The 20,914-nt window shown below is 60.7% G+C and carries 18 protein-coding genes; 10 read left to right on the top strand and 8 right to left on the bottom strand.

Features of this window, described 5'->3' with window-relative positions:
- The first annotated feature begins 14 nt into the window (after positions 1 to 14).
- From EI291_RS20090 to EI291_RS20065, 6 genes are all read left to right on the top strand, one after another.
- On the top strand, positions 15 to 155 hold the full coding sequence (locus EI291_RS20090; protein ID WP_240635616.1) for a hypothetical protein: 141 nt from the start codon (positions 15 to 17) through the stop codon (positions 153 to 155).
- A 19-nt stretch (positions 156 to 174) separates the two neighbouring features.
- Positions 175 to 2,517 carry a xanthine dehydrogenase family protein molybdopterin-binding subunit gene (locus tag EI291_RS20085; RefSeq protein WP_125424074.1) on the top strand — a complete coding sequence of 781 codons (2,343 nt, stop codon included), beginning with the start codon at positions 175 to 177 and terminating at the stop codon, positions 2,515 to 2,517.
- 131 nt (positions 2,518 to 2,648) lie between these two features.
- Positions 2,649 to 3,827: an XdhC family protein gene (locus EI291_RS20080; RefSeq protein ID WP_170172736.1), complete on the top strand. Its 1,179-nt coding sequence runs from the start codon at positions 2,649 to 2,651 to the stop codon at positions 3,825 to 3,827.
- Between the two features lie 12 nt (positions 3,828 to 3,839).
- Complete coding sequence (locus tag EI291_RS20075) at positions 3,840 to 4,430, top strand: nucleotidyltransferase family protein (RefSeq protein WP_125424072.1); 591 nt, start codon at positions 3,840 to 3,842, stop codon at positions 4,428 to 4,430.
- A gap of 86 nt (positions 4,431 to 4,516) precedes the next feature.
- Entirely contained in the window at positions 4,517 to 5,950 is a 1,434-nt protein-coding gene (locus EI291_RS20070) for an MFS transporter (RefSeq protein WP_125424071.1), read from the top strand.
- Between the two features lie 90 nt (positions 5,951 to 6,040).
- Positions 6,041 to 6,556 (top strand): DinB family protein, encoded by a 516-nt coding sequence (locus EI291_RS20065; protein WP_125424070.1) that lies wholly within the window; start codon positions 6,041 to 6,043, stop codon positions 6,554 to 6,556.
- 106 nt (positions 6,557 to 6,662) lie between these two features.
- Here the strand turns inward: EI291_RS20065 and EI291_RS20060 are convergent, their stop codons facing one another.
- The 3 genes from EI291_RS20060 to EI291_RS20050 all read right to left on the bottom strand — a co-directional run bounded on the left by EI291_RS20060 (position 6,663) and on the right by EI291_RS20050 (position 9,665).
- A complete protein-coding gene (locus EI291_RS20060) occupies positions 6,663 to 8,345 on the bottom strand; it encodes an amidohydrolase (RefSeq protein WP_317127674.1) in 1,683 nt (560 codons plus the stop codon).
- A 28-nt stretch (positions 8,346 to 8,373) separates the two neighbouring features.
- Positions 8,374 to 8,817: a hypothetical protein gene (locus tag EI291_RS20055; RefSeq protein WP_125424069.1), complete on the bottom strand. Its 444-nt coding sequence runs from the start codon at positions 8,815 to 8,817 to the stop codon at positions 8,374 to 8,376.
- Between the two features lie 74 nt (positions 8,818 to 8,891).
- The gene (locus tag EI291_RS20050) at positions 8,892 to 9,665 is read right to left on the bottom strand and encodes an AMP nucleosidase (protein WP_125424068.1); all 774 of its coding nucleotides are present in this window, start codon (positions 9,663 to 9,665) and stop codon (positions 8,892 to 8,894) included.
- A gap of 245 nt (positions 9,666 to 9,910) precedes the next feature.
- On the opposite strand from EI291_RS20050, the gene EI291_RS20045 reads away from it, so the two are divergent.
- The 3 genes from EI291_RS20045 (at position 9,911) to EI291_RS20035 (ending at position 12,668) form a co-directional block, all read left to right on the top strand.
- Positions 9,911 to 10,309 (top strand): type I restriction enzyme HsdR N-terminal domain-containing protein, encoded by a 399-nt coding sequence (locus EI291_RS20045; protein ID WP_317127673.1) that lies wholly within the window; start codon positions 9,911 to 9,913, stop codon positions 10,307 to 10,309.
- 108 nt (positions 10,310 to 10,417) lie between these two features.
- Complete coding sequence (locus tag EI291_RS20040; RefSeq protein ID WP_125424066.1) at positions 10,418 to 12,250, top strand: PAS domain-containing sensor histidine kinase; 1,833 nt, start codon at positions 10,418 to 10,420, stop codon at positions 12,248 to 12,250.
- A gap of 10 nt (positions 12,251 to 12,260) precedes the next feature.
- On the top strand, positions 12,261 to 12,668 hold the full coding sequence (locus EI291_RS20035; protein ID WP_170172735.1) for a response regulator: 408 nt from the start codon (positions 12,261 to 12,263) through the stop codon (positions 12,666 to 12,668).
- Here the strand turns inward: EI291_RS20035 and EI291_RS20030 are convergent, their stop codons facing one another.
- From EI291_RS20030 to EI291_RS20015, 4 genes are all read right to left on the bottom strand, one after another.
- The gene (locus tag EI291_RS20030) at positions 12,669 to 14,567 is read right to left on the bottom strand and encodes an LTA synthase family protein (RefSeq protein ID WP_125424064.1); all 1,899 of its coding nucleotides are present in this window, start codon (positions 14,565 to 14,567) and stop codon (positions 12,669 to 12,671) included.
- A 72-nt stretch (positions 14,568 to 14,639) separates the two neighbouring features.
- On the bottom strand, positions 14,640 to 15,239 hold the full coding sequence (locus tag EI291_RS20025) for an SMI1/KNR4 family protein (RefSeq protein WP_125424063.1): 600 nt from the start codon (positions 15,237 to 15,239) through the stop codon (positions 14,640 to 14,642).
- A 149-nt stretch (positions 15,240 to 15,388) separates the two neighbouring features.
- Positions 15,389 to 16,519: an alanine dehydrogenase gene (ald, locus tag EI291_RS20020; protein ID WP_125424062.1), complete on the bottom strand. Its 1,131-nt coding sequence runs from the start codon at positions 16,517 to 16,519 to the stop codon at positions 15,389 to 15,391.
- Between the two features lie 167 nt (positions 16,520 to 16,686).
- On the bottom strand, positions 16,687 to 17,460 hold the full coding sequence (locus EI291_RS20015; protein WP_125424061.1) for a DUF1573 domain-containing protein: 774 nt from the start codon (positions 17,458 to 17,460) through the stop codon (positions 16,687 to 16,689).
- Positions 17,461 to 17,747: 287 nt separating this feature from the next.
- On the opposite strand from EI291_RS20015, the gene EI291_RS20010 reads away from it, so the two are divergent.
- Positions 17,748 to 20,171, top strand: a complete 2,424-nt coding sequence (locus tag EI291_RS20010) for a thiamine pyrophosphate-dependent enzyme (RefSeq protein ID WP_125424060.1) — start codon at positions 17,748 to 17,750, stop codon at positions 20,169 to 20,171.
- Between the two features lie 99 nt (positions 20,172 to 20,270).
- On the opposite strand, the gene EI291_RS20005 is transcribed toward EI291_RS20010, so the two are convergent.
- The gene (locus EI291_RS20005; protein ID WP_125424059.1) at positions 20,271 to 20,834 is read right to left on the bottom strand and encodes a hypothetical protein; all 564 of its coding nucleotides are present in this window, start codon (positions 20,832 to 20,834) and stop codon (positions 20,271 to 20,273) included.
- Positions 20,835 to 20,914 lie beyond the last annotated feature (80 nt).

Genomic DNA, 20,914 nt, shown 5'->3' with positions numbered 1-20,914 from the left:
CCGAAAAAGCCCTGGTGGGCCAGCCCGCCACGGAGGCTACCTTCCGGGCCGCCGCTGCCGCTGCCTTACGCGGGGCCCAGCCCCGGGAGCATAACCGCTTCAAGGTGGAGCTGGCCCAAAATACGCTAGTGCAAGCCCTGCTGAAAGTAGCCTGATCCTGACCCTACCTGTACTATGGACTTCTCAGAACCAACATTTTTTGAAACCAACCCCAAACCGGGAGTGGTAGGGCAACCGCTGGACCGCGTGGATGGTCGGGCCAAGGTGATGGGCCAGGCCAGATACGCCGCCGAGTTCAACAACCTGCCCGGTTTAGCCCATGCCGTGCTGCGTACCAGCGACGTAGCCAAAGGCCGCATTCAAAGCATTGATGCCAGCGCCGCCCTGAAGCAGCCGGGCGTGCTGGCCGTGCTCACGCACCAGAATGCCCCCAAGCTGGCCAAAACCCCCAACGATGCCGAAGGCAAAAAAGCTATTGGCGCGCCCATGGGCTTCCTGCCCCTCACCACCGACCAGATTCACTACGCCGGGCAGCCGGTGGCCGTGGTAGTGGCCGATACGCTGGAGCGGGCCCAGTACGCCGCCACGCTGCTGAAAATTCAGCTGGCAGCGGAAGCGCCGGTGGCTTCCTACGAAGACAAAAAGGCGCAGCTGTTCGACCCTGAGAAGGTGCAGGACGGTAAAACCAAGGGCCACACGGTGCGCGGCAACCCCCAGGAGGCGTTTGCGGCCGCCCCCGTGCAGCTTACCCACAAGTACACCCACGCCATCAACCACCACAACCCCATGGAGCCCGGGGCGACTACCGCCCACTGGGAAGCCCCCGACCGCCTGACGGTGTACGAATCCACGCAGGGGGTGTCGCGCACGCAAAAGTCGCTAAGCACGATGCTGGGCTTGTCGGCGGAGCAGGTGCGGGTGGTGACAAAATTTCTGGGCGGCGGTTTCGGCTGTAAGGGCTCTACCTGGCCGCACACCGTGCTTACGGTGCAGGCTGCCAAAGCTGTGGGCCGGCCGGTAAAGCTGGCCCTTACGCGCCCCCAGATGTTCACCAGCATGGGCCACCGCGAAGACCAGACCCAGACGCTGAAAATTGGGGCTACCAAGGATGGAAAGCTTACGGCCCTGATCCACGAGAAGACCTCCACCACGTCGCCCTGGGACAATTACGCCGAGCCTAACAGTAAGATCATCAACCTGCTGTACGAGTGCCCCAACTTTGAAGCCTCCTACCAGCTGGCCCGCGCCAACGTGATGACCTCCACGTTTATGCGGGCTCCGGGAGAGGCTCCGGGCTCGTTTGCCATTGAGTGCAGCATGGATGATCTGGCCTATCAGCTGGGTATTGATCCGCTGGAAATCCGGCTGCGCAACTACGCCGAGAAAGACCCCAGCACCGGCCAGGCCTGGAGCAGCAAAAGTCTGAAAGAGTGCTATAGCCGCGGTGCCGAGCTGTTTGGGTGGAGCAAGCGCAACCCCAAAGCCGGTGCCACCCGCGACGGCAAGCTGCTGGTAGGGTGGGGCATGGCTACGGCCAGCTACCCGGTGCACAACTCCCAGGGCACGGCCCGCGCCCGCCTCTACGCCGACGGCCACGCCGTGGTGCAGGCCGGCGCTACCGACCTGGGTACCGGCACCTACACGGTAATGACGCAGGTAGCGGCCGATGCGCTGGGCCTGCCCGTGGAGAAAGTACGCTTCGAACTGGGCGACACCAAGCTGCCCACGGCTCCCAACTCGGGTGGCTCAGTGGCGGCCGGTACGGTGTCGTCGTCGGTGTACATGGCCGTGCAGGATGTGTGGCAGAAGCTCACCAAAGTGGCTGTGCTGGATAAAAAGTCGCCCCTGTACCGCGCCAAACCCACCGATGTGGAAGTGAAACAGGGCCGGCTGCAGCTGAAATCGAACCCGCAGAAGGGGGAGAGTTACGCTGATCTGATGAAGCGCGCCGAAATGCAGGACGTGGAAGGCAACGGTCAGGGTCGCTACGGCAGCGGTTACGAAGATGCCCAGTCGGCCGCCAACGCCGACCCTACTAAAAAGGACGAAGCCGGGCACCACTCCATGCACTCCTTCGGGGCGCACTTCTGCGAGGTGAAGGTGGACCCCGAGCTGGGCACCGTGCGCGTTACGCGCTGGGTGAGCGTGCACGGCGCGGGCCGCATCCTCAACGCCAAAACGGCCCGTTCCCAGATTATCGGGGGCAGCATTTTTGGCATCGGTTCGGCGCTGATGGAGCAAACCGTGCGCGACCCGCGCATGGCCCGTTACACCAACGCCTCCCTGGCCGATTACCACATTCCCGTAAATGCCGACATTCCGGACATGACGGTGGAGTTCATCGATGAGAAGGACCCCTATATCAATGCCATGGGTGTGAAGGGCATCGGGGAAATTTCGATGGTGGGCGTGGCGGCGGCCGTGGCCAATGCCGTGTTCCACGCCACCGGCAAGCGCATCCGCAGCCTGCCCATCACTCCGGATAAAGTGCTGGAAACAAAATCGGTGCAGGCGTAAATAACCCCATCATTCCGGGCAAAGTGAGGATGCAGGTATAACCTTCAGGTTGTACTTCTACATTCCCTGCTTTGTCCGGAATGTTAGTTTCAGGCCAACGCCGCCGCATCCTCGTCCGTACTGCCTTTATCATGACTGAACTACAACGTCTGCTGACTGCCTATGATGCGCACCGCGCTGCTGGTCGGGCTTGTGCCCTGGCCTCGGTGGTAGATGTGGCTGGCTCGGCTTATCGTCGGCCTGGTGCCCGCATGCTCGTTACGGATGAAGGCCAGCTGACCGGAGCTATCAGCGGGGGCTGCCTGGAAGGCGACGCACGCCAGCGGGCCCGCCGTACCATTCAGCAGGGCCGCCCCACCGTGGTTACCTACGACTCTACGGACCCCGACGATGACCTACAGTTCGGAGCCGCACTGGGCTGCCAGGGCATCGTGCAAATTCTGTTGGAGCCCCTGGATTTTCAGGACCCCAATAATCCCATTGAACTGCTGCGCCGCTGGGCGGAACAGGCTGCTACCCCCGCCGTTATTGCTACCGTCTTTGCCACGGCAGGCACGGCTTCTGAGGTAGTGGTTGGTCAACGGCTGGCGCTGTTGCCCAGTGGTGCTTTCGAGGGAACCATACCCGCGCAGGCCGAACTGTATCCGCAACTGCTAACGGCGTGCCAGGAGGCCTTGAGGGCCGGGCAACCGGCTACGCATCATTACGGTGCTATTCGGGTAAGCCTGGAAATATTGCGCCCCCCGGTGCGTCTCACGGTGTACGGGGCCGGCAATGATGTGCAGCCGCTGGTGCGACTGGCGGCCGGTCTTGGCTGGCAGGTGCGGGTAGCCGATGGCCGCCCGGCTCAGGCCCAGGCCACCCGTTTCCCCGATGCTGCCACTGTGGAAGTGCTACCCCTGACGCAGGTGAAAGAGCAGCCGTACGACGGCAGCCTGACCCTGCTTATGACGCACAACTACTACTACGACCTGGAAGTACTGCGCCATCTGCTGCCAGACGCTTCCACCCGCTACATTGGCTTGCTGGGGCCCCGCAAGAAGTACGAGCGGCTGCTGGAAGACCTGCATAAGGACACACCCGATGCCGCCGCGCAATTGCAGGGGCGCATTCACAGTCCCGTGGGCCTGAATCTGGGAGCCGAAACCCCGGAGGAAATTGCCCTGTCCATCATTGCCGAAATTCAGGCGGTGCTGACAGGCCGGCCCGCCGGCTTCCTGCGCGACTCGCCCCACCCGATTCATCCGCCCCTGCGTGCTACTGCGCCGCTGGTGCCGGAAGGCAGGGTGGATGCGGTGTGCGGCCTGTAACGCCCGGTTCTGATGCCTGCCATTATTCTGCTGGCCGCCGGGTCTTCTTCCCGGCTCGGGGAGCCCAAGCAGTTGGTGCCGTTTCGAGGGCAGACCTTGTTACGCCGGGCCGCTGAAACGGCAGTGGCTGCCGCGGCTGGTGCGCCGGTGGTAGTGGTTACCGGCGCGCTGCATCAGCAGTTGCTACCCGAACTTGCCGGCTTACCCGTGCATAGCGTGCGTTGCGCGCAGTGGGAGCGGGGCATGGGAGCGTCGTTGAAAACCGGTCTGCAGCAGCTTGGGCAACTTATTTCTTCCCCAACTGATGTCATCATTCTACTCTGCGACCAGCCCTTTGTAACGCCAGAGTTGCTGCTCCAGCTGGAAACCACGCATCAGCAAACTGATCAGCCCATTGTGGCCTGCACCTATGCAGATACGCGCGGAGTACCGGTGTTTTTTGCGGCGGCCATGATGCCCGCTTTGCTGGCCCTGCCCGATGGCAGCGGAGCCGGGTACCTGCTGAAACAGCACGCCGCGCAGGTCATGGAAGTGTCTTTTCCGGCTGGGGTACTGGATGTAGATACGCCGGAGCAGGTAGCGGCTTTGCGGGCGTTGGAGTAGTGAGGAGCGGCTCGAAATAGCGGCGGGCTAACCCCAACCGCTAAATCCCGTTAACTTGCTCGCAACCTACCTCAACCATTGCTTCTATGAGCGACGCTACCGCCGCCCCTGATCTGTACCACGTGCCGAAAGACGACAAGCGCATTACCACCGGTTGGACATTCTATGACTGGGCTAACTCGGTGTATCCGCTGGTAATCACCTCTAGTATTTTTCCCATTTACTGGGGCTCGATGGTAAAGGCCGTTACCAACACCGACAGCGGCAAAACTCCGGTTGAGTTTCTGGGAATGCACATCCCGGGTACTTCTTTACAGAATTATTCGGTATCGGCGGCTTTTCTGATCATTGCCCTGATAAGTCCGCTGCTTACCTCACTGGCTGATTTCTCCGGCCGTAAGAAGCTGTTTCTGCAGATCTTCTGCTACATCGGGGCGTTGTCCTGTGCCGGGCTGTATTTCTTCGAACCCAGCACGTTCACTATCAGCGTATTTGTGTTCATAATGGCTACGGTAGGCTTTTCGGGGTCTATTGTTTTCTACAACTCCTACCTGCCTGATATTTCGTCGGAGGAGAAGTTTGATTCGCTGTCGGCCCGGGGGTTTTCCATGGGCTATATCGGGTCCGTACTGCTGCTGATCCTGTGCCTGATGCTCATTCAGGGACCCACGCTTTCCGGCACGCCTATGTTCGGGCTCACGGCGGGCGAAGCTACGCGGTATAGCTTCCTTCTCACGGGCATCTGGTGGGCTGGTTTCGCCCAAATTCCCTTCTTCACGCTGCCTGCCGACCCCGGCCGTCCTGCCGGCGCGGCCTCCGATTCGGGCTGGCTGCTGAACGGCTTCCGGGAACTGGGCAAGGTGTGGGAAGAAACCAAGCAGCAGCCGAATCTGAAACGCTTCCTACTGGCCTACTTCACTTACAACATGGGGGTGCAGACGGTGATGTACGTGGCCACCCTGTTTGGCGACGAAGAACTGCACCTGGACAGCAAGTCGCTCATCATCACTATTCTGCTGCTGCAGATTGTGGGTATTCTTGGAGCGTACCTATTCGCTAAGCTCTCGGAGCGCATCGGCAATACCCGCGCCTTAAGTTGGGCGGTATTCATCTGGATGCTGATTTGTATTGCCGGTTATTTCGTGCAGGCCGGCTGGAGCTTCTATGCGCTGGCGGCTGTAATCGGCCTCACGATGGGGGCAGTGCAGAGCCTGTCGCGGAGTACATACTCCAAAATTATTCCAGCCAATACCCCAAACTCCGCTGCTTATTTCAGCTTCTTCGATGTCACGGAGAAGGTAGGTATTGTGGTTGGCCTAGTGGTATTCGGTGGTATCTCGCAGTTGACCGGCGGGAATATGCGCTACAGCATTCTGGCGCTGATTGTGTTCTTTATTCTGGGGCTGATATTCCTGCTTCAGCTGCGGGGTAAGAAGCTGCGGGAGGATAACAATACCACCACTGAGGAAATACCTGGCCCGCCGTCGGCTACACCCAACGTGGCAGTACCGGCCCGCTAAACATATTGCCCGGTATTGGTTACTTGCACGAGCATCGGGATGCGTCCCGGTGCTCGTGTACCTTTTCCCCCAACCTAACCCCAGCTGTGCATGCATACTTCCTCTTTCCAGCAGAATATCCTGGCTGAGCTCGACCACGAGCTGGCTACCACCCGCAAGCTCCTGGAGCGCGTGCCTTACGATAAGGCCGACTTCCAGCCCCACCCCAAAAGCATGAAGCTGTGGCAGCTGGCTTCGCACATTGTAAACCTGCTGGCCTTCAAGCAGCTATTCGTGCAGGCTGATTCCCGCGACTTCCTTGACCCCAACGGCCCCAAGCCCGGCCCCACGCCCAGCAGCTCCGAGGAACTGCTGGCTCGCTTCGACCAGTATAGTGCCAGTCTGCGCCAAGCCCTACAGGACTCCGACGACGAGCAGCTGACCGGCAGCTTCCGCCTGCACCGCGGTGAGCAAACCATAATGGAACGTCCGAAAGCCGCCGCCATCCGCATTATGGGCCTCAATCACAGCATCCACCACCGCGGCCAGCTGTCGGTGTACCTACGCCTGCTCGACATCCCGCTGCCCGCCATGTACGGCCCCTCCGCCGACGAGCAGGGGTGGTAATTTTAGAGAACTGAGATACTAGAAATGAGAAGTGAGACTTTCGTTCCGGAGCCTAACTAGGCCATCAGAACGAAAGTCTCACTTCTCATTTCTAGTATCTCAGCTCTCAGTTCTTAAGTAGAAACACCCGCTCTCCGGCAATCCAGGTTTGTTGTACCTGGGCGGTGCGCAGGGTTTCTTTGGGGGCTTTCAGCAAATCAATGGGTAGCAGCACGAAGTCGGCGGCCATGCCGGGGCGGATGCTGCCTTTCTGCTTGTCCTCAAAGGCGGCGTGGGCGGCCCAGGTAGTCATTCCCCGCAGGGCATCCTCCCGGCTCAGGGCGTTTTCCATCTGGAAGCCGCCGGCCGGGTAGTTTTTGGCATCCTGCCGGGCCACGGCCGAGTGGAACCCGAACAGCGGGTTGATGTCTTCAACCGGGAAGTCGGAGCCCAGGGCTACCTGGCCATACTGCTTGCGCAGGTCGTTATAGGCGTAGGCAGTTTTGAGGCGCTCGGCCCCCAGCCGCTCCCCGGCCCAGTACATATCGGAAGTGGCGTGGGTGGGCTGCACCGAGGGCACAATGCCGTACTGGCCAAACTTGGGTATATCCGTTTTGCTGACCACTTGGGCGTGCTCAATGCGCCAGCGCCGGTCCTTCTGGCCCTTGAGGGCTTCGCCGTAAATGTCCAGCAGCAGGCGGTTGGATGAATCCCCAATGGCATGGGTGTTCATCTGAAACTTGCTGGCAGCCAGTTCTTTTGCCAGGTTGCGGAAATCGGCCACCGATGAAAGCAAAAAGCCGATTTCCCGGGGCCGGTCGGCGTACGGATGAATCAGGCAGGCCCCCCGAGAGCCCAAAGCCCCATCGGCGTACACTTTAAAGGAGCACACCGTGAGGCGGTCTTTGAAAACAGGGCCGTTTTTGAGGTAGAAATCCTTGTTTTCCTTGGTCGGGGCCAGCATGGCGTACAGGCGCAGCTTCAGCTTGCCCGCGTCCTGCATGGCCGCCATCCGGTCGATGTTGCCTTTGTCGAGGCCGGCATCGGCGAGGCTGGTGAGGCCCACGGCCACGCACCGTTTCTGGGCTTCCAGCAGGGCGGTTTCAGCCTCGGCCGCCGTGGGTTCCGGAATTTTACCGGCCACCAGCCGCACGGCGTTATCTACCAGCAAACCCGTGAGCCGGCCGTTGGCATCCTTGGTGATGGTGCCGCCGCTGATGGGCGTACGGGCCGTAACGCCCGCCAGATCCAGGGCTTTCTGATTTACCAAGGCCGCGTGCCCATCTACCCGAATGATGAAGACGGGTATATTCGGAAACAGTGCATCCAGCGTGTCCTTGGTGGGAAACTGCTTATTGGACCAGTCGTTCTGGTCCCAGCCCCGGCCCGTAAGCCAGGTAGCCTGCGGATACTGCTGACGCTGCTGCTGCAGCTTCTGCACTACCTCGCGCCACGAGCCGGTGCCCACCAGATCGGCGTCGCGCAGGCCCAAAGCGTAGCGGTAGAAGTGGCAATGCGCATCGTAAAAGCCGGGATAAATGAACTGCCCTTTGGCATCTACTTCCTGTTTGGCCTGGAATTTTGCCTTGATTTCCTCAGCGGTGCCAACGGCCACGAACCTGCCATCCTTCACGGCAAAAGCCTGCGCCGTACTAAACGCCGAATCGACGGTGTAGATGGTGGCGTTGTACACCAGCAGGTCGGCGGGCTGGCGGGAATTGCTTTGACAGGCACCGAGCAGCGTGGCGGCGGCCAAAGCCGGCAGCATACCGGCCGCGGCTTGCCGCAAAAAGGAGTAGGAAGGCATCATGCCACGAATGTACGTAGCCCGCTGTCAGTTACCGCACCTGTTGCGACCGGGCTATGCGGGCACATTTGCGCAGCCAGAGGCGGGCCGCGGCCTCATCGGTAAAACGTTGCAGGTAATACGCTAGATTCTGGCCATCGGGCAGGGGCGGAATGGCCGGAGTGGCCAGCACGCCCGCCAGCTGGTTAGGCGCCATCAGAAAAGCCAGGTAAGTAGTGCCGCCGAGACGCGGAGCCAGCTGCGGGAAAAACACATCCAGCATCCAGAACACGTCAGTCGCATCGATGCCGGCGGCGCGACGGGTGGTGTCAATCAGCCAATAGTGGCAGTCGTACTGCTGAGCTGCATCGAGCAGGCAGGCGTAGCCCTGGTGCATCTCGAAAGGCATCACGGAGCGCTGCCACTGGCCCAGTAGCGTGCGGCGGCGGCCTTCGTAATTGACATGCAAATAGGGAGGGGAGGCAACCAGGGGCATAAGTGGGTAGGCTGAAAAAGAGCGGGGCCTGCGCTTCAGCAAGCACAGGCCCCGCAAATAGCAGCTTTTTTCGGTTATTCAAAGCGCATGTGCTTCACCGACTCGCCGGAGTTTTTCAGCTCCAGCAACGATTCAATGCCAATCTGCAGGTGGGCATTTACGAAGTCGGTGGTTACTTTTTTGTCGCTCTCCGAGGTTTTCACACCTTCCGGCGTCATCGGGTTATCCGATACCAGCAGCAGGGCACCATGGGGAATTTCGTTCACGAAGCCCACCGTGAAGATGGTAGCCGTTTCCATATCCACGGCCATGGCCCGGATCTGGCGCAGGTATTCCTTGAAGTTCTCGTCATGCTCCCACACGCGGCGGTTGGTGGTGTACACGGTGCCGGTCCAGTAATCTTTCTCGTGCTTCTTGATCATGCTGCTCACGGCCCGCTGCAAACGGAACGACGGCAGGGCCGGAATTTCGGCCGGCAGGTAGTCATCCGAAGTACCCTCGCCCCGAATAGCGGCAATGGGCAGGATCAGGTCGCCGAGCTTGGTTTTGTTTTTCAACCCGCCGCACTTGCCCAGGAACAGGGCCGCCTTAGGCTTCACGGCCGAGAGCAGGTCCATAACGGTAGCGGCCATGGGAGAGCCCATGCCGAAGTTGATGATGGTGATGCCGTTGGCCGTGGCCGTTTGCATTGGCTTGTCCAGGCCGCGTACTTCGGTGCCGAACTGCTCGGCAAACATGTGTACGTAGTTGATAAAGTTGGTCAGCAGAATGTACTGCCCAAACTCGTTCAGGGCCACGCCGGTGTAGCGGGGCAACCAGTTCTCGACGATGTCGGATTTAGTTTTCATAAGCGAAATATAGGGTTGTTGCTTGGAGAAAGGCTGCGAGCTGGCCGGTTGCGGCCTACTGCCGTAACCCCGAGCCCTCAGCCGGAAAATTTCAGGTACAAAAAAACCGTCGGAACCCAGCGGATGGGGTGCGACGGTACGGGGCGAAAAGCGGGAGTTGACTGCCCAGGGCCGTACCTTTGGAGGTGATGCAAGAATTGAACCTGCCGCCTTTCGACTGCAAAGTTATACAATCCGGCGAAAATTTGCTAATCTGGGACGTGCTGCGCCGCCGCAATGTGGTGCTGACTCCCGAGGAGTGGGTGCGCCAGCACGTGGTGCATTACCTGATGGCGCACCGCGGTTACCCCAAGGGCCTGCTGAGTCTGGAGCGAGGCCACCGCTACAACCAGCGCCAGAAACGCACCGACCTGATTGCCCTGGACGCCGCGGGGCAGCCGCTGCTGCTGGTGGAATGCAAACGGCCCACCGTGCCCATCACGGCTGCCGTGGCCATGCAGGCCGCCACCTACAACCAAACCATTGGGGCCCCACTGCTACTGCTCACCAACGGGCTGCAGCATTTTTGCTGGCGCGTTGATTTCGAGCAGCGCACCAACGAGCAGCTGGCCGAGGTGCCGTGGTATTCCGGCACTAACCAATAGGAAATTACCTGTGTCGGTGGTAGGCGCGGAGTTGCGGTAATTTGCTTTCTTTAGGTTTGGTTCTGCCTACGGGCCCGGCCGGCCCGGCTGGGGCATTGTTTTTTGCCCATGATACCTACTGCCACACTACCCGAGCAAGCTCAGTTTCACATGAATCCGCGGGCCGTGGTGGTGCTGGACGCGGATGGCAACCTGCTGCGGGTTACGGCCGGCTTTGCCGGCCTGGTGCAACGGCCGGCCAGCGAGTTGCTGCACACTAACCTGGCTGAACTACTTCCCGGCCCGGAAACCCGCCTGCTGCCTCAGCTACTACGGGAGGCCTTGTCCGGCCGGCCTGTTGATTTTACGGCTGAGCTGCCGCTGCAACGCGGGACTATTACCGTGCTGCTGCTGCCCCGGCCGGCCGCTGCCGGGCAGCCGGCCGGGCTCTACGGTGTGGCCCAACCGGTTGGGCCGGAGGCCGCTACCCAATTGCTGCTGGAGCGGCAGCGGCAGCTGGCTACCATTCTGGATACTACTGCCGACGTGGTGTTTGTGCTGGGGGTAGATGACGGGCAGTATCGGTTTCTGTATGTAAACCACGCCTTCGAAACTACTACCGGCCTGCCCACCGGGCAGGTGGTGGGGCGACTGGTGACGGAAATCATTCCGGAGCCGGCCTTGGGAGAGGTTGTGCAGTATTACCAGCAAGCCGTTGCAACCCGCCAAACCGTTACCTGGCAGGAAACCTCCGAGTACCCGAATGGCCGCAAAACGGGCGAGGTGAGTGTTACACCCGTATTCGGGGCCGACGGGAGCTGCCAGCTGGTAGGTACCGTGCACGACCTCACCCGGCAGAAGGAAGCGGAGGCCCGGCTGGAAGCCAGCAACGAGCGGTTTCACTACGCCCTCAAAGCCACCACCGATGCCGTATACGACTGGAATATTGCGGCCGATACGCTGTATTGGGGCGAGGGATTCGAAGCCCTGTTCGGCCACCGGCTGGCCCAGAACCCTGCGCCTTTCCATAAGTGGGGTGATTATGTGGCCCCGGCCGAATATGCCCGCGTGGTGGCCGGGCTGCGGCACGCGGCCTTCGAAACTTCCAATGTGTTCTGGCAGGAGCGTTACTGCTTTCAGCGGGCTGATGGCTCCTGGGCCGCCGTGTTCGATAGGGGCTATATCCTGCGGGATGAGCAGGGGCGGGCCTTCCGTATGATTGGGGCCATGCAGGATGTATCGGTGCAGAAGGAGGCCGAGGAGCAGCAACGGCTGTTGCTGAAGCGGCTGGAAAAACAGAACGCCGACCTGCAGCAGTTCACCTACATCGTGTCGCATAACCTGCGGGCACCGCTGGCCAACTCCCTCGGGTACGCCACGCTGTTGGGGAAGGTAGATAAGAACTCGTCCGTGTTTGAAGAGTCGCTTCGGCACCTGCACACCAGCCTGCAACTGCTGGACGCAGTAGTGGCCGATGTAAGCAGCATCCTGTCGGTGCGCGACCAGCAGGGCAGCCTGCGGCCCGAGTCGGTAGTGCTGGCCGAAGTATGCCAGCAGGCCCTGCAAAGCCTGGAAACTCAGTTGGCGGCCTGCGGCGGGCAGGTGTTATGCTACATCCCCGAGCATCTTGCAGTAATGGGCAGCCGGGCATATTTTCACAGCATTTTTCACAATCTGCTCTCCAATGCCATCAAGTACCGCGCCGACGCCCGGCCCCTGCGCATAAACATAGACGCCACCCGGCAGCCGGATGGGCGGATGCAGATCAGAGTAGAGGATAACGGGCAGGGCTTCGACCCGGAGCGGGGCGACGTGTTTCAGCTGTACCGGCGCTTTCACCCTGATACGCCGGGCCGGGGCATTGGCCTCTATTTAGTGAAAACCCACGTAGAATCCATGAACGGGCACATCAGCGTCCGGAGTGCGGTGGATGCCGGTACTCAGTTTACGCTTCTGTTCTAGCTTTATGCTCGTGAAAACCTACCTCATCGATGATGATACGCTCAGCATCTACCTGACGGAGCAGCTGCTGCGGGCGGAAGAATTTTCCACCTCTATTAGCACGTTTCACTCGGCGCAGCAAGCACTGGGTCGACTGGTACAGGATACGGCCGGTACGCCGCCGCAGGTAGTATTTCTGGATCTGAATATGCCTCTGATGAATGGCTGGCAGTTTCTGGATGCTTTGCAACCCTATCGGCAGGAATTGCTCGGGCGCTGCCACATCTACATCCTCACTTCCTCACTGGCCCTCACTGACCTGGAAAAAGCCCGGGAATACGATTTGGTTTCGGGTCTAATTCACAAGCCCATTGATACTGAGGAAATCCGGGCCATTCAGGCCAGTCTGGAAAGCCCGGACATACCCGAGCCGATGTAGCTAGCGGTACAGCCGGTTATCCAGCAAACCATCGGAAAAATATTGAGTGGCTGCTTTCAGCTCATTACCGTACTGCCGGAGCAGGCGCGGGTCGGGGGTAGAAAGTGCCGCGTCGGGCAGCTGGTGGGTGCGGTAGGGGTAGAGGCGCACGGCGTTGTCGGCCGTCAGCTCCGTCACGAAGTCCCGGTGCACCAGAAACAAAGAGCCCCCGCTCAGAAACAGCGCCCGGCCCGAAGTGCGGGAGTCGAACACCGAATACCCAAACGGCAGCAGCTGCCGCCCGGCGGGCACGTTCAGAAAGTCGAGCACCGTGGCGGGTACATCGGCCTGCTGGGTGATGCGGTGCACATCGGCCGGGGGCAGCGGCCGGCCCGGGTGAAACAGCAGCAAAGGCGTCTTGTAGTTGCCCAGCGTGTTCTGGTAGTCCGGCCGGTCTGATTGAGAGGTGTGGTCGGCCAGCAGAATGAACAGGGTGTGGCGGTACCAGGGCTGGCGGCTGGCCGTTTTGAAGAACTGCCGCAGCGCATAATCGGTGTACCCGATTACCCGGTGAATGGGCTGCGTACCCGCCGGAAACCGGCCGGCGTACTGCCGGGGCACCTCAAACGGCTCGTGGGAACTGAGCGTGAACAGGGTGCTGAAAAACGGCTGCCGCTGCTGGCTCAGCTGCCGCGCGAAGTACTGTAGGTAGGGCTCATCCGCAATGCCCCAGTGCCCGTCGAAATCGGGGCTTTTCTCGGCGCCGGGGTATTCGTTCAGCCCAAAATACTGCTGCACCCCGGCAATGCCGCTGAAGGTATTGAAGCCCATGGTGCCATTCTGCGCCCCATGAAACATGGAAGTAGCATAGCCTTCCCGGCCCAGAATTTCGCCCAGCCCATGCAGCTCGTCCGTCTGGAAAGGGGAGGTGATGAAGGGGTGCTCGTTCAAGGAAGGCAAACCCGCCAGCACGGCCGGCAACGACTCAATGGAGCGGCGGCCGTTGGCGTAATGCTCCCGGAAAAACAGCCCCTGCGTCGCCAGCGAATCAAAAAAAGGCGTGTAGCCCCGGCCATTGTTCTCAATGCCGGTGTACTCGGAGGCGAAGCTTTCCAGCAGCAGCACTACCACATTGTCGCGGGGGGCACCGGGGCGGGGCCGGGGTGGCAGCGGGGCCAGGGCCTGCTGCACCGAATCGGGGGAAGTGAAGAACTCCCGCCGCTCCAGCGTTTGAGCGCCCAGGCTTTTGAGGAAGGTGAAGGTACTGTTCAGGGCCACGTGGCCCAGCACCGGGGGCGTCTGCATGAAGGCGTGGCCGGTGCGCAGGGGCTTGAGCTGCACGCCGCCCCGAATTCCCAGCACCACCAGCCCGCCCAGCACCAGCACCTGCCCCAGGTAGCGCAGGGCCGCCGTGGTGCGGCTGGTTGGTACCGCTGGCGCGGGCGGCGCGGTGGCCGGCCGGGGCATCGGGTACAGATACCACAGCGCCGCCAGCAGCAGCCCGAACGGCACTAGCAGAAACCAATACTGCAGCAGCAACTGCCCGGCCTGCCGGCGCACATCGTCGCCAATGGTAAATAGTTCGTTGCTGGTGCGCCGCCCGATAAACCGGAAATACTCCACGTCAATCAGGTTGAGCGCCACGCCCAGGCTGTTGAGCAGCAGCCACACCACCCGCAGCATCCGCTGCCACAGCCGGTGGCGGCTGGGCACCAGGCTCAGCACCAGCCACGGCAGATTCAGCAGCAGCAGGCCCGCAATATCAAACCGGAAACCGTGCCAGAAGGCCAGCGCCACCTGGCCGGGAGTGGCCTGAAAGGCTGCCTGATTTAGCAGATAGAAGCCCAGGCGCAGGAGCAGGTACACGCCCAGCAGCAGGGAAAACCGACGAACCAGCAGGCGCAGAAACTCGGAAGGCATACGGCAGACACAAGAGGCAACGCCCCCAACAGATGCAGAGCGGGAAAAGAAACGGCGGAAAGACGCGGCCGACTACAAGGGCTGCAGCCGAACCTGTTGCCCGTCGGGCAAGTCCTTGATCTGCCGGTGAAACTCGGCCAGCCACGCCAGCCGCTCCGTTACGGATACGGCTTTGGCGCTGGGTTTGGATTGGCCCTTGGTGGCAATGCACAGGGGCGGATACAGGCTCAGCAGCTGGCCAGGCTGCAGTATGCCGCCCGCCTGCTGAAACGCCCGCAGTGGCTCCATGCCTAGGGCATCGAGCGGAAATTTCTCCACCCCAAACAGGAAGTGCTTGAAGTCCACTTCCAGGTCGGCCAGCTCCCCGGTTTCAGTGTCCAGCCACAGCACGGCGTCTCCGCGCAGCAGAAACTGGTTGCCGGCACAGTCCTGCGCAAACGGAATGTCGGCTTTCTGGACTTCGGCATACGTGCGCCATAAGGCCCGCTCGCCCTGCCACACGCTGGCCAGGGAGTGCCAGCTGGGGGCCGATACGCAGCCCCGGATGTGCAGCCCGCCGAAGTAGGCTACCACGCCATTCTGCTCGCGCAAAAACGCCTGCAGGTAGCCTGGCAGCTTGGCAAACGTCACCAAATCCGTCAGCTCGCCGCCGGTATAGAGGATGCCTTTCATGGTCAATTAAAAATTGAGAATTAAAAATTAAAAGCGGCAAGGATGACGCAAAACGGAAGGTCCCGCTGCCATTAGGCGGGCACTATTAAAAATGGAGCGTTCCGGCGGGCTGCCAGAACGCTCCATTTTTAATTTTTAATTGTCAATTTTTAATTGGCAACAGCGGCTTCCATTACCGATTCAACCGATTCCAGGGGCAAACCCCAGGCGTCGGCTACGCCTTTGTACACCACTTTGCCGTGCACCACGTTCAGGCCGAGGCGCAGGGCCTCGTCGCGGCGGCAGGCTTCCTGCCAGCCTAGGTTGGCCAGCTTCACGGCGTAGGGCAGCGTGGCGTTGGTCAGGGCCAGGGTAGAGGTGTACGGCACGGCACCCGGCATGTTGGCCACGCAGTAGTGCACAATGTCGTCGATGATGAAGGTGGGGTTTTCGTGGGTGGTGGGCTTGCAGGTTTCAATGCAGCCACCCTGGTCCACAGCCACGTCTACCAGCACGGTGCCGGGACGCATGGTCTTCAGCATGTCGCGGGTGATGAGGTGGGGAGCCTTGGCACCCGGAATCAGCACTGCGCCAATGATGAGGTCGGCGGTTTTGATGGCTTCGCGGATGTTGTACTCGTTGGAGTACTGGGTTACCACGTTTTTGGGCATGAAGTCGTCCAGCTCGCGCAGACGGTTCAGGCTGATGTCCATTACGGTTACTTTGGCACCCAGACCAGCGGCAATTTTGGCCGCCTGAGTACCCACGATGCCGGCACCGAGTACCAGCACTTCGGCGGGCTTTACGCCGGGCACGCCGCCCAGCAGAATGCCGCGGCCTTTCAGGGGTTTCTCCAGGTATTTGGCGCCTTCCTGCGGGGCCATGCGGCCGGCTACTTCGCTCATCGGAATGAGCAGGGGCAGCGCGCGGGTGGGCAGCTCCACGGTTTCGTAGGCCAGGCACACGGCTTTGCGCTCAATCATGGCGTGGGTCAGTTCCTCGCCCGAGGCAAAGTGGAAGTAGGTAAACAGCAGCTGGTTTTCCTTGATGAGAGGGTACTCCGAGGCAATCGGCTCCTTCACCTTCACAATCATTTCCGCCTTGGCGTACACGTCCTCGATGGTGGGGAGCACCGTGGCGCCCGCCTGCTCGTACTCGGCATCCGAGAAGCCGCTGCCGTTGCCGGCGGTGGCCTGCACGTACACCTCGTGGCCGTGCTTACGGAATTCAGCTACGCCGGCCGGGGTCAGGCCAACGCGGTTTTCGTTGTTCTTAATTTCTTTCGGTACGCCGATTAGCATGGCTCGAAGCGGGTGTGAAAATGGGGTGGATGAGGATTGCCCGGAAAAGGCGGGGCAAAGATACGCAGCCGAGCGAAGTCAGCCAGAAAAAGTAAAAAGTCAACGTGCTTCCACAGCCCCGTTGCAGGCTACAGAAGCACGTTGACTTTTTACTTTTTCTCGCCGGTTTACTTAAATGGTACCGAAGCGCCGCTTTCCTTCACCATGCTGTTGGCATTCAAATCCTGCACAATCAGGGCTTTCAGCGTGAGTTTGGCGTCGCCGGTAATGTCGTTGCTGGTAATTACCACGGGCTCATTCTGGTTGCCCAGTTTGCGCTGGCTGTACACCAATTCCACCACGGCGCTCTGGCCGGGTTTGATGGGCGAAGGCACGTTTTTGTAGCCCACGCAGTAGCACTGCGAGGTGATGGCACCCAGCACCAGATCCTGCTTACCGGTATTCTTTACCGTGAACTTGGTGGAGGCCGTCTGGCCGGCTTCCATTTTGCCAAAATTATGCACCGTGCGGTCCAGCGTCAGGCGCGGCGACTGAGCCAGCTGAGCCGGAGTAAGCGAGGATTTCATCTGCTCCTTGTTCAGCACGTTGCCTTTGATGGTGAGCACCGTGCTGGGCGTGGTGGCGTTGCTGGTTACCGTAACGGTTTTGTTGAAGATGCCGGGGCGGCCGGCACTGCTGTACACGGCTTTCACAATGCCGGTTTTACCGGGCAGCACGGGCGTCTTGGTCCAGTCGGGGGTGGTGCAGCCGCAGCTGGCCTGTACGTTGGCAATGATAACGGGCTGGTTGCCGGTGTTCTTGAACCGGAACTCATGCGTAGCCATGGTGCCTTCGGGCACGCTACCGAAGTCGTGCAGCTCTTTTTCGAAGGTGAGCACACCCTGAGCCTGAGCGGCCACGGTTACCAGCGCGGTCAGCAGAAGGGAGAAAAGGTATTTCATGCTTGAAAGAAAGTTGAAAAGTCAAAATCTGTCATCCTGAGCTTGCGAAGGACCTTCCTACGCCAACTCAGCAACCAGCAGGTAGTACTCCTGACGTAATAAGGTCCTTCGCAAGCTCAGGATGACGGACGGGCTGGTTCTACTACTCCCAAAGATAGCCACAAACCGGCTACCACCGCATCGGCGGCAAATCCGTACTTTTGGGAGCCCGTTAACCGGTTGGGCTGCTTTCCCACCCTTTTCTGTACTACCGGTTCCACCCACCACCCGCTACTACTCCGCATTTTATGTCCACTGCCGAAACCGCCGCCGACGTGCAGACCAGCGTCGCCTCCCTCAGCAAAGAAGACCTGCTCCGCGACTACCGCCTGGGCTGGGAAAGCCGCCACGCCTCCCTGGCCGGCCGTAAGGAAGTATTCATGGGCAAAGCCAAGTTCGGCATCTTCGGCGACGGCAAGGAAGTGCCCCAGCTGGCCATGGCCCGCGCCTTCCGGGCCGGCGACTGGCGCGCGGGCTACTACCGCGACCAGACGTTTATGCTGGCCATCGGGGAGCTGACGCTGCAGCAGTATTTCGCCCAGCTCTACGCCCACGCCGATGTGGAGGCCGAGCCCAGCACCGCCGGCCGCGCCATGAACGGGCACTTCGGCACCCGCCACCTCGACGAGGACGGCAACTTCAAGAACCTGGCCGAGAGCAAAAACTCCTCGGCCGATATTTCGCCCACCGGTGGCCAGATGCCCCGCCTCGTAGGGCTGGCCTACGCCTCCAAGCTCTACCGCCAGAACCCCGAGCTGCACCAGTTCTCGCAGTTTTCGGTGAATGGCAACGAGGTGGCGTTTGGCACCATCGGCAACGCCAGCACCTCGGAGGGCATGTTCTTTGAGGCTATCAACGCCGCCGGCGTATTGCAGATTCCGCTGCTGGTGAGCGTGTGGGATGACCACTACGGCATTTCGGTGCCTGCCGAGTACCAGACCACCAAACAGAACATCAGCGAAATCCTGAAGGGCTTCCAGCGCGAAGGCGAGGGCCAGGATGGCTTCGAGATTTTCCGGGTGCGCGGCTGGGACTACCCGGCCCTGGTTGATACATACCAGCGCGCCACGGAGGTGTGCCGCACCCAGCACGTGCCCGTGCTGATTCACGTGCAGGAAGTAACCCAGCCGCAGGGCCACAGCACCAGCGGCTCGCACGAGCGGTACAAGAGCAAGGACCGCCTGAGCTGGGAAGAGGAGCACGACTGCCTGCGCAAGCTGCGCGAGTGGCTGCTGGTGGAAGGCCACGCCTCGGAGCAGGAGCTCGACCAGATTGAAGCCGAAGCCAAAGAAACCGTGAAGCAGGCGCGCACTGCCGCCTGGAACGAGTTTTTTAACCCCATCAAGCGGGAAGCCGCTGAGGTGGTGGAGCTGCTGAACCGGTTGGTGAAGGACAACGGGGCCGAAAATCAGCTTCATGAGCTGGTAGAATCCCTGGCTCACAACCCGGCCCCCATCCGCGCCGATTTGGTGCGTACCGTGCGCCGCGCCCTGCGCCAGGTGCGCGGGCAGCGCAGCGGAGCCCGCCGCGAGCTGCAGAACTGGCTGGAGCAGGCCCTGGCCGAAAACGCCGACCGGTACAACTCTTACCTGTTCAGCCAGAGCGAGGAAGCCATTGGCAACATTGAAGAAGTGAAAGCCGTGTTTGCCGCCGATGCCCCGCAAGTGGACGGCCGCGAGGTGCTGCAGGCCTGCTTCGACGCCAACTTCCAGCGCGACCCGCGCATCTTCGCCATTGGCGAGGACGTGGGCCGCATCGGCGACGTGAACCAGGCCTTTGCCGGCCTGCAGGAAAAGTTTGGGGAGCTGCGCGTGACGGATACCGGTATCCGGGAGTGCACCATTGTGGGGCAGGGCATTGGCGCGGCCATGCGCGGCCTGCGGCCCATCACCGAAATCCAGTACCTCGATTACCTGCTCTACGCCATTCAGATTCTGAGTGATGACGTAGCCTGCCTGCAGTACCGCACCAAGGGCGGCCAGAAGGCTCCGCTGATTGTGCGCACCCGCGGCCACCGCCTCGAAGGCATCTGGCACTCGGGCTCGCCCATTCAGATGATTCTGGGCTCCATCCGGGGCATGCACCTGTGCGTGCCGCGCAATATGACGCAGGCCGCCGGCTTCTACAACACCCTGCTGCGCTCCGATGAACCGGCCATTGTGATTGAGTGCCTGAACGGCTACCGCCTCAAGGAGCGGATTCCGCAGAACGTGGGGGAGTTTACGCTGCCCCTGGGCCAGCCCGAAACCCTGAAAAAGGGCGACGACCTGACCATCGTGACCTACGGCTCGATGTGCCGCATTGTGCTGGACGCCGCCAAGCAGCTGGAGGAAGCAGGCATCAACGTGGAAGTAATCGACGTGCAGACCCTGCTGCCCTTCGACGTAGACCACGTTATTGCCGACTCGCTGCAGCGCACCAACCGCGTGTTGTTTGCCGATGAGGACGTACCCGGTGGGGCCACGGCCTACATGATGCAGCAGGTGCTGGACGAGCAGCAGGCCTACCGCTTCCTCGACTCCCAGCCGCGCTGCCTGGCTGCCCAGCCCCACCGCCCGCCCTACGGCTCCGATGGTGACTACTTCAGCAAGCCCAACGCGGAGGACGTATTCGACGCCGTGTACGAAATCATGCAGGAGGCCGACCCCAAGCGGTTCCCGGCCATCTACTAAAATGGGGCTATAACGGACTGTGGGCCGCCGCCTACGAGGAAAGCATTGCTTCTCGTAGGCGGCGGCCCACAGCGTCCTTACCACTTGCGGCTACTGGTATCAGGGCTGGAGGGTGAGGGCATCGGTGACCACCTCATTGCTGACGTGCAGCGCCCGGTCCTTGATTTTGATTTTGAAGCGGAGTACGGTACCCGTCCTGAGTACTGAGTTCTTGAACAGCTGCAGCGAGTAGTCGATGTCGCCTTTCAGGGGTGCTTTCCGGTCGCCTTGCTCATCCGGCGTAAGGCGGGGGTAGCGGCCATCGTAACCAGGGTCATTGGGCGAGAAGACAATATCCTGAAAGTTACCGCCGGCATCCCGCACCTGCAGCCGGCAAATGTAATTGTAGCCGTCGGGGTTGAGGGTGTTGTCGGGCTTCGTGACGTTGAAAGGCGGATCTGTGTCGGTGGAGCGCAGGCCCAGGTCACCGTCGCCATCTTTGTAGCTGACGGTAATCACCACTTTATCGTAGGTGCCGGTGGCATCCGTAATGCGCTCCTGTGTGATACGCTTGAACTCAATTTCCGGCGTATCGGAGTATTCCGGGGGACTGATGCAGGAACCCACCACGAGTGCCGTGGCTGCCAGTAACAGAGTAGTGCGAAGCGTACGAAGTAAGATCATACAAAAGCTGAAAAACGGCCAGGAAACACGCCCCTGCCGGGTGGGAAGGTACAACATCTGAACGAACGAAGCGCCGCCCA

It is taken from the genome of Hymenobacter rigui (genome assembly GCF_003944715.1).
GTDB classification, from domain to species: Bacteria; Bacteroidota; Bacteroidia; order Cytophagales; family Hymenobacteraceae; genus Hymenobacter; species Hymenobacter rigui.
The sequence above is the reverse complement of the archived record's forward strand: the minus strand, read 5'-3'. Positions and strand labels throughout refer to the sequence as shown.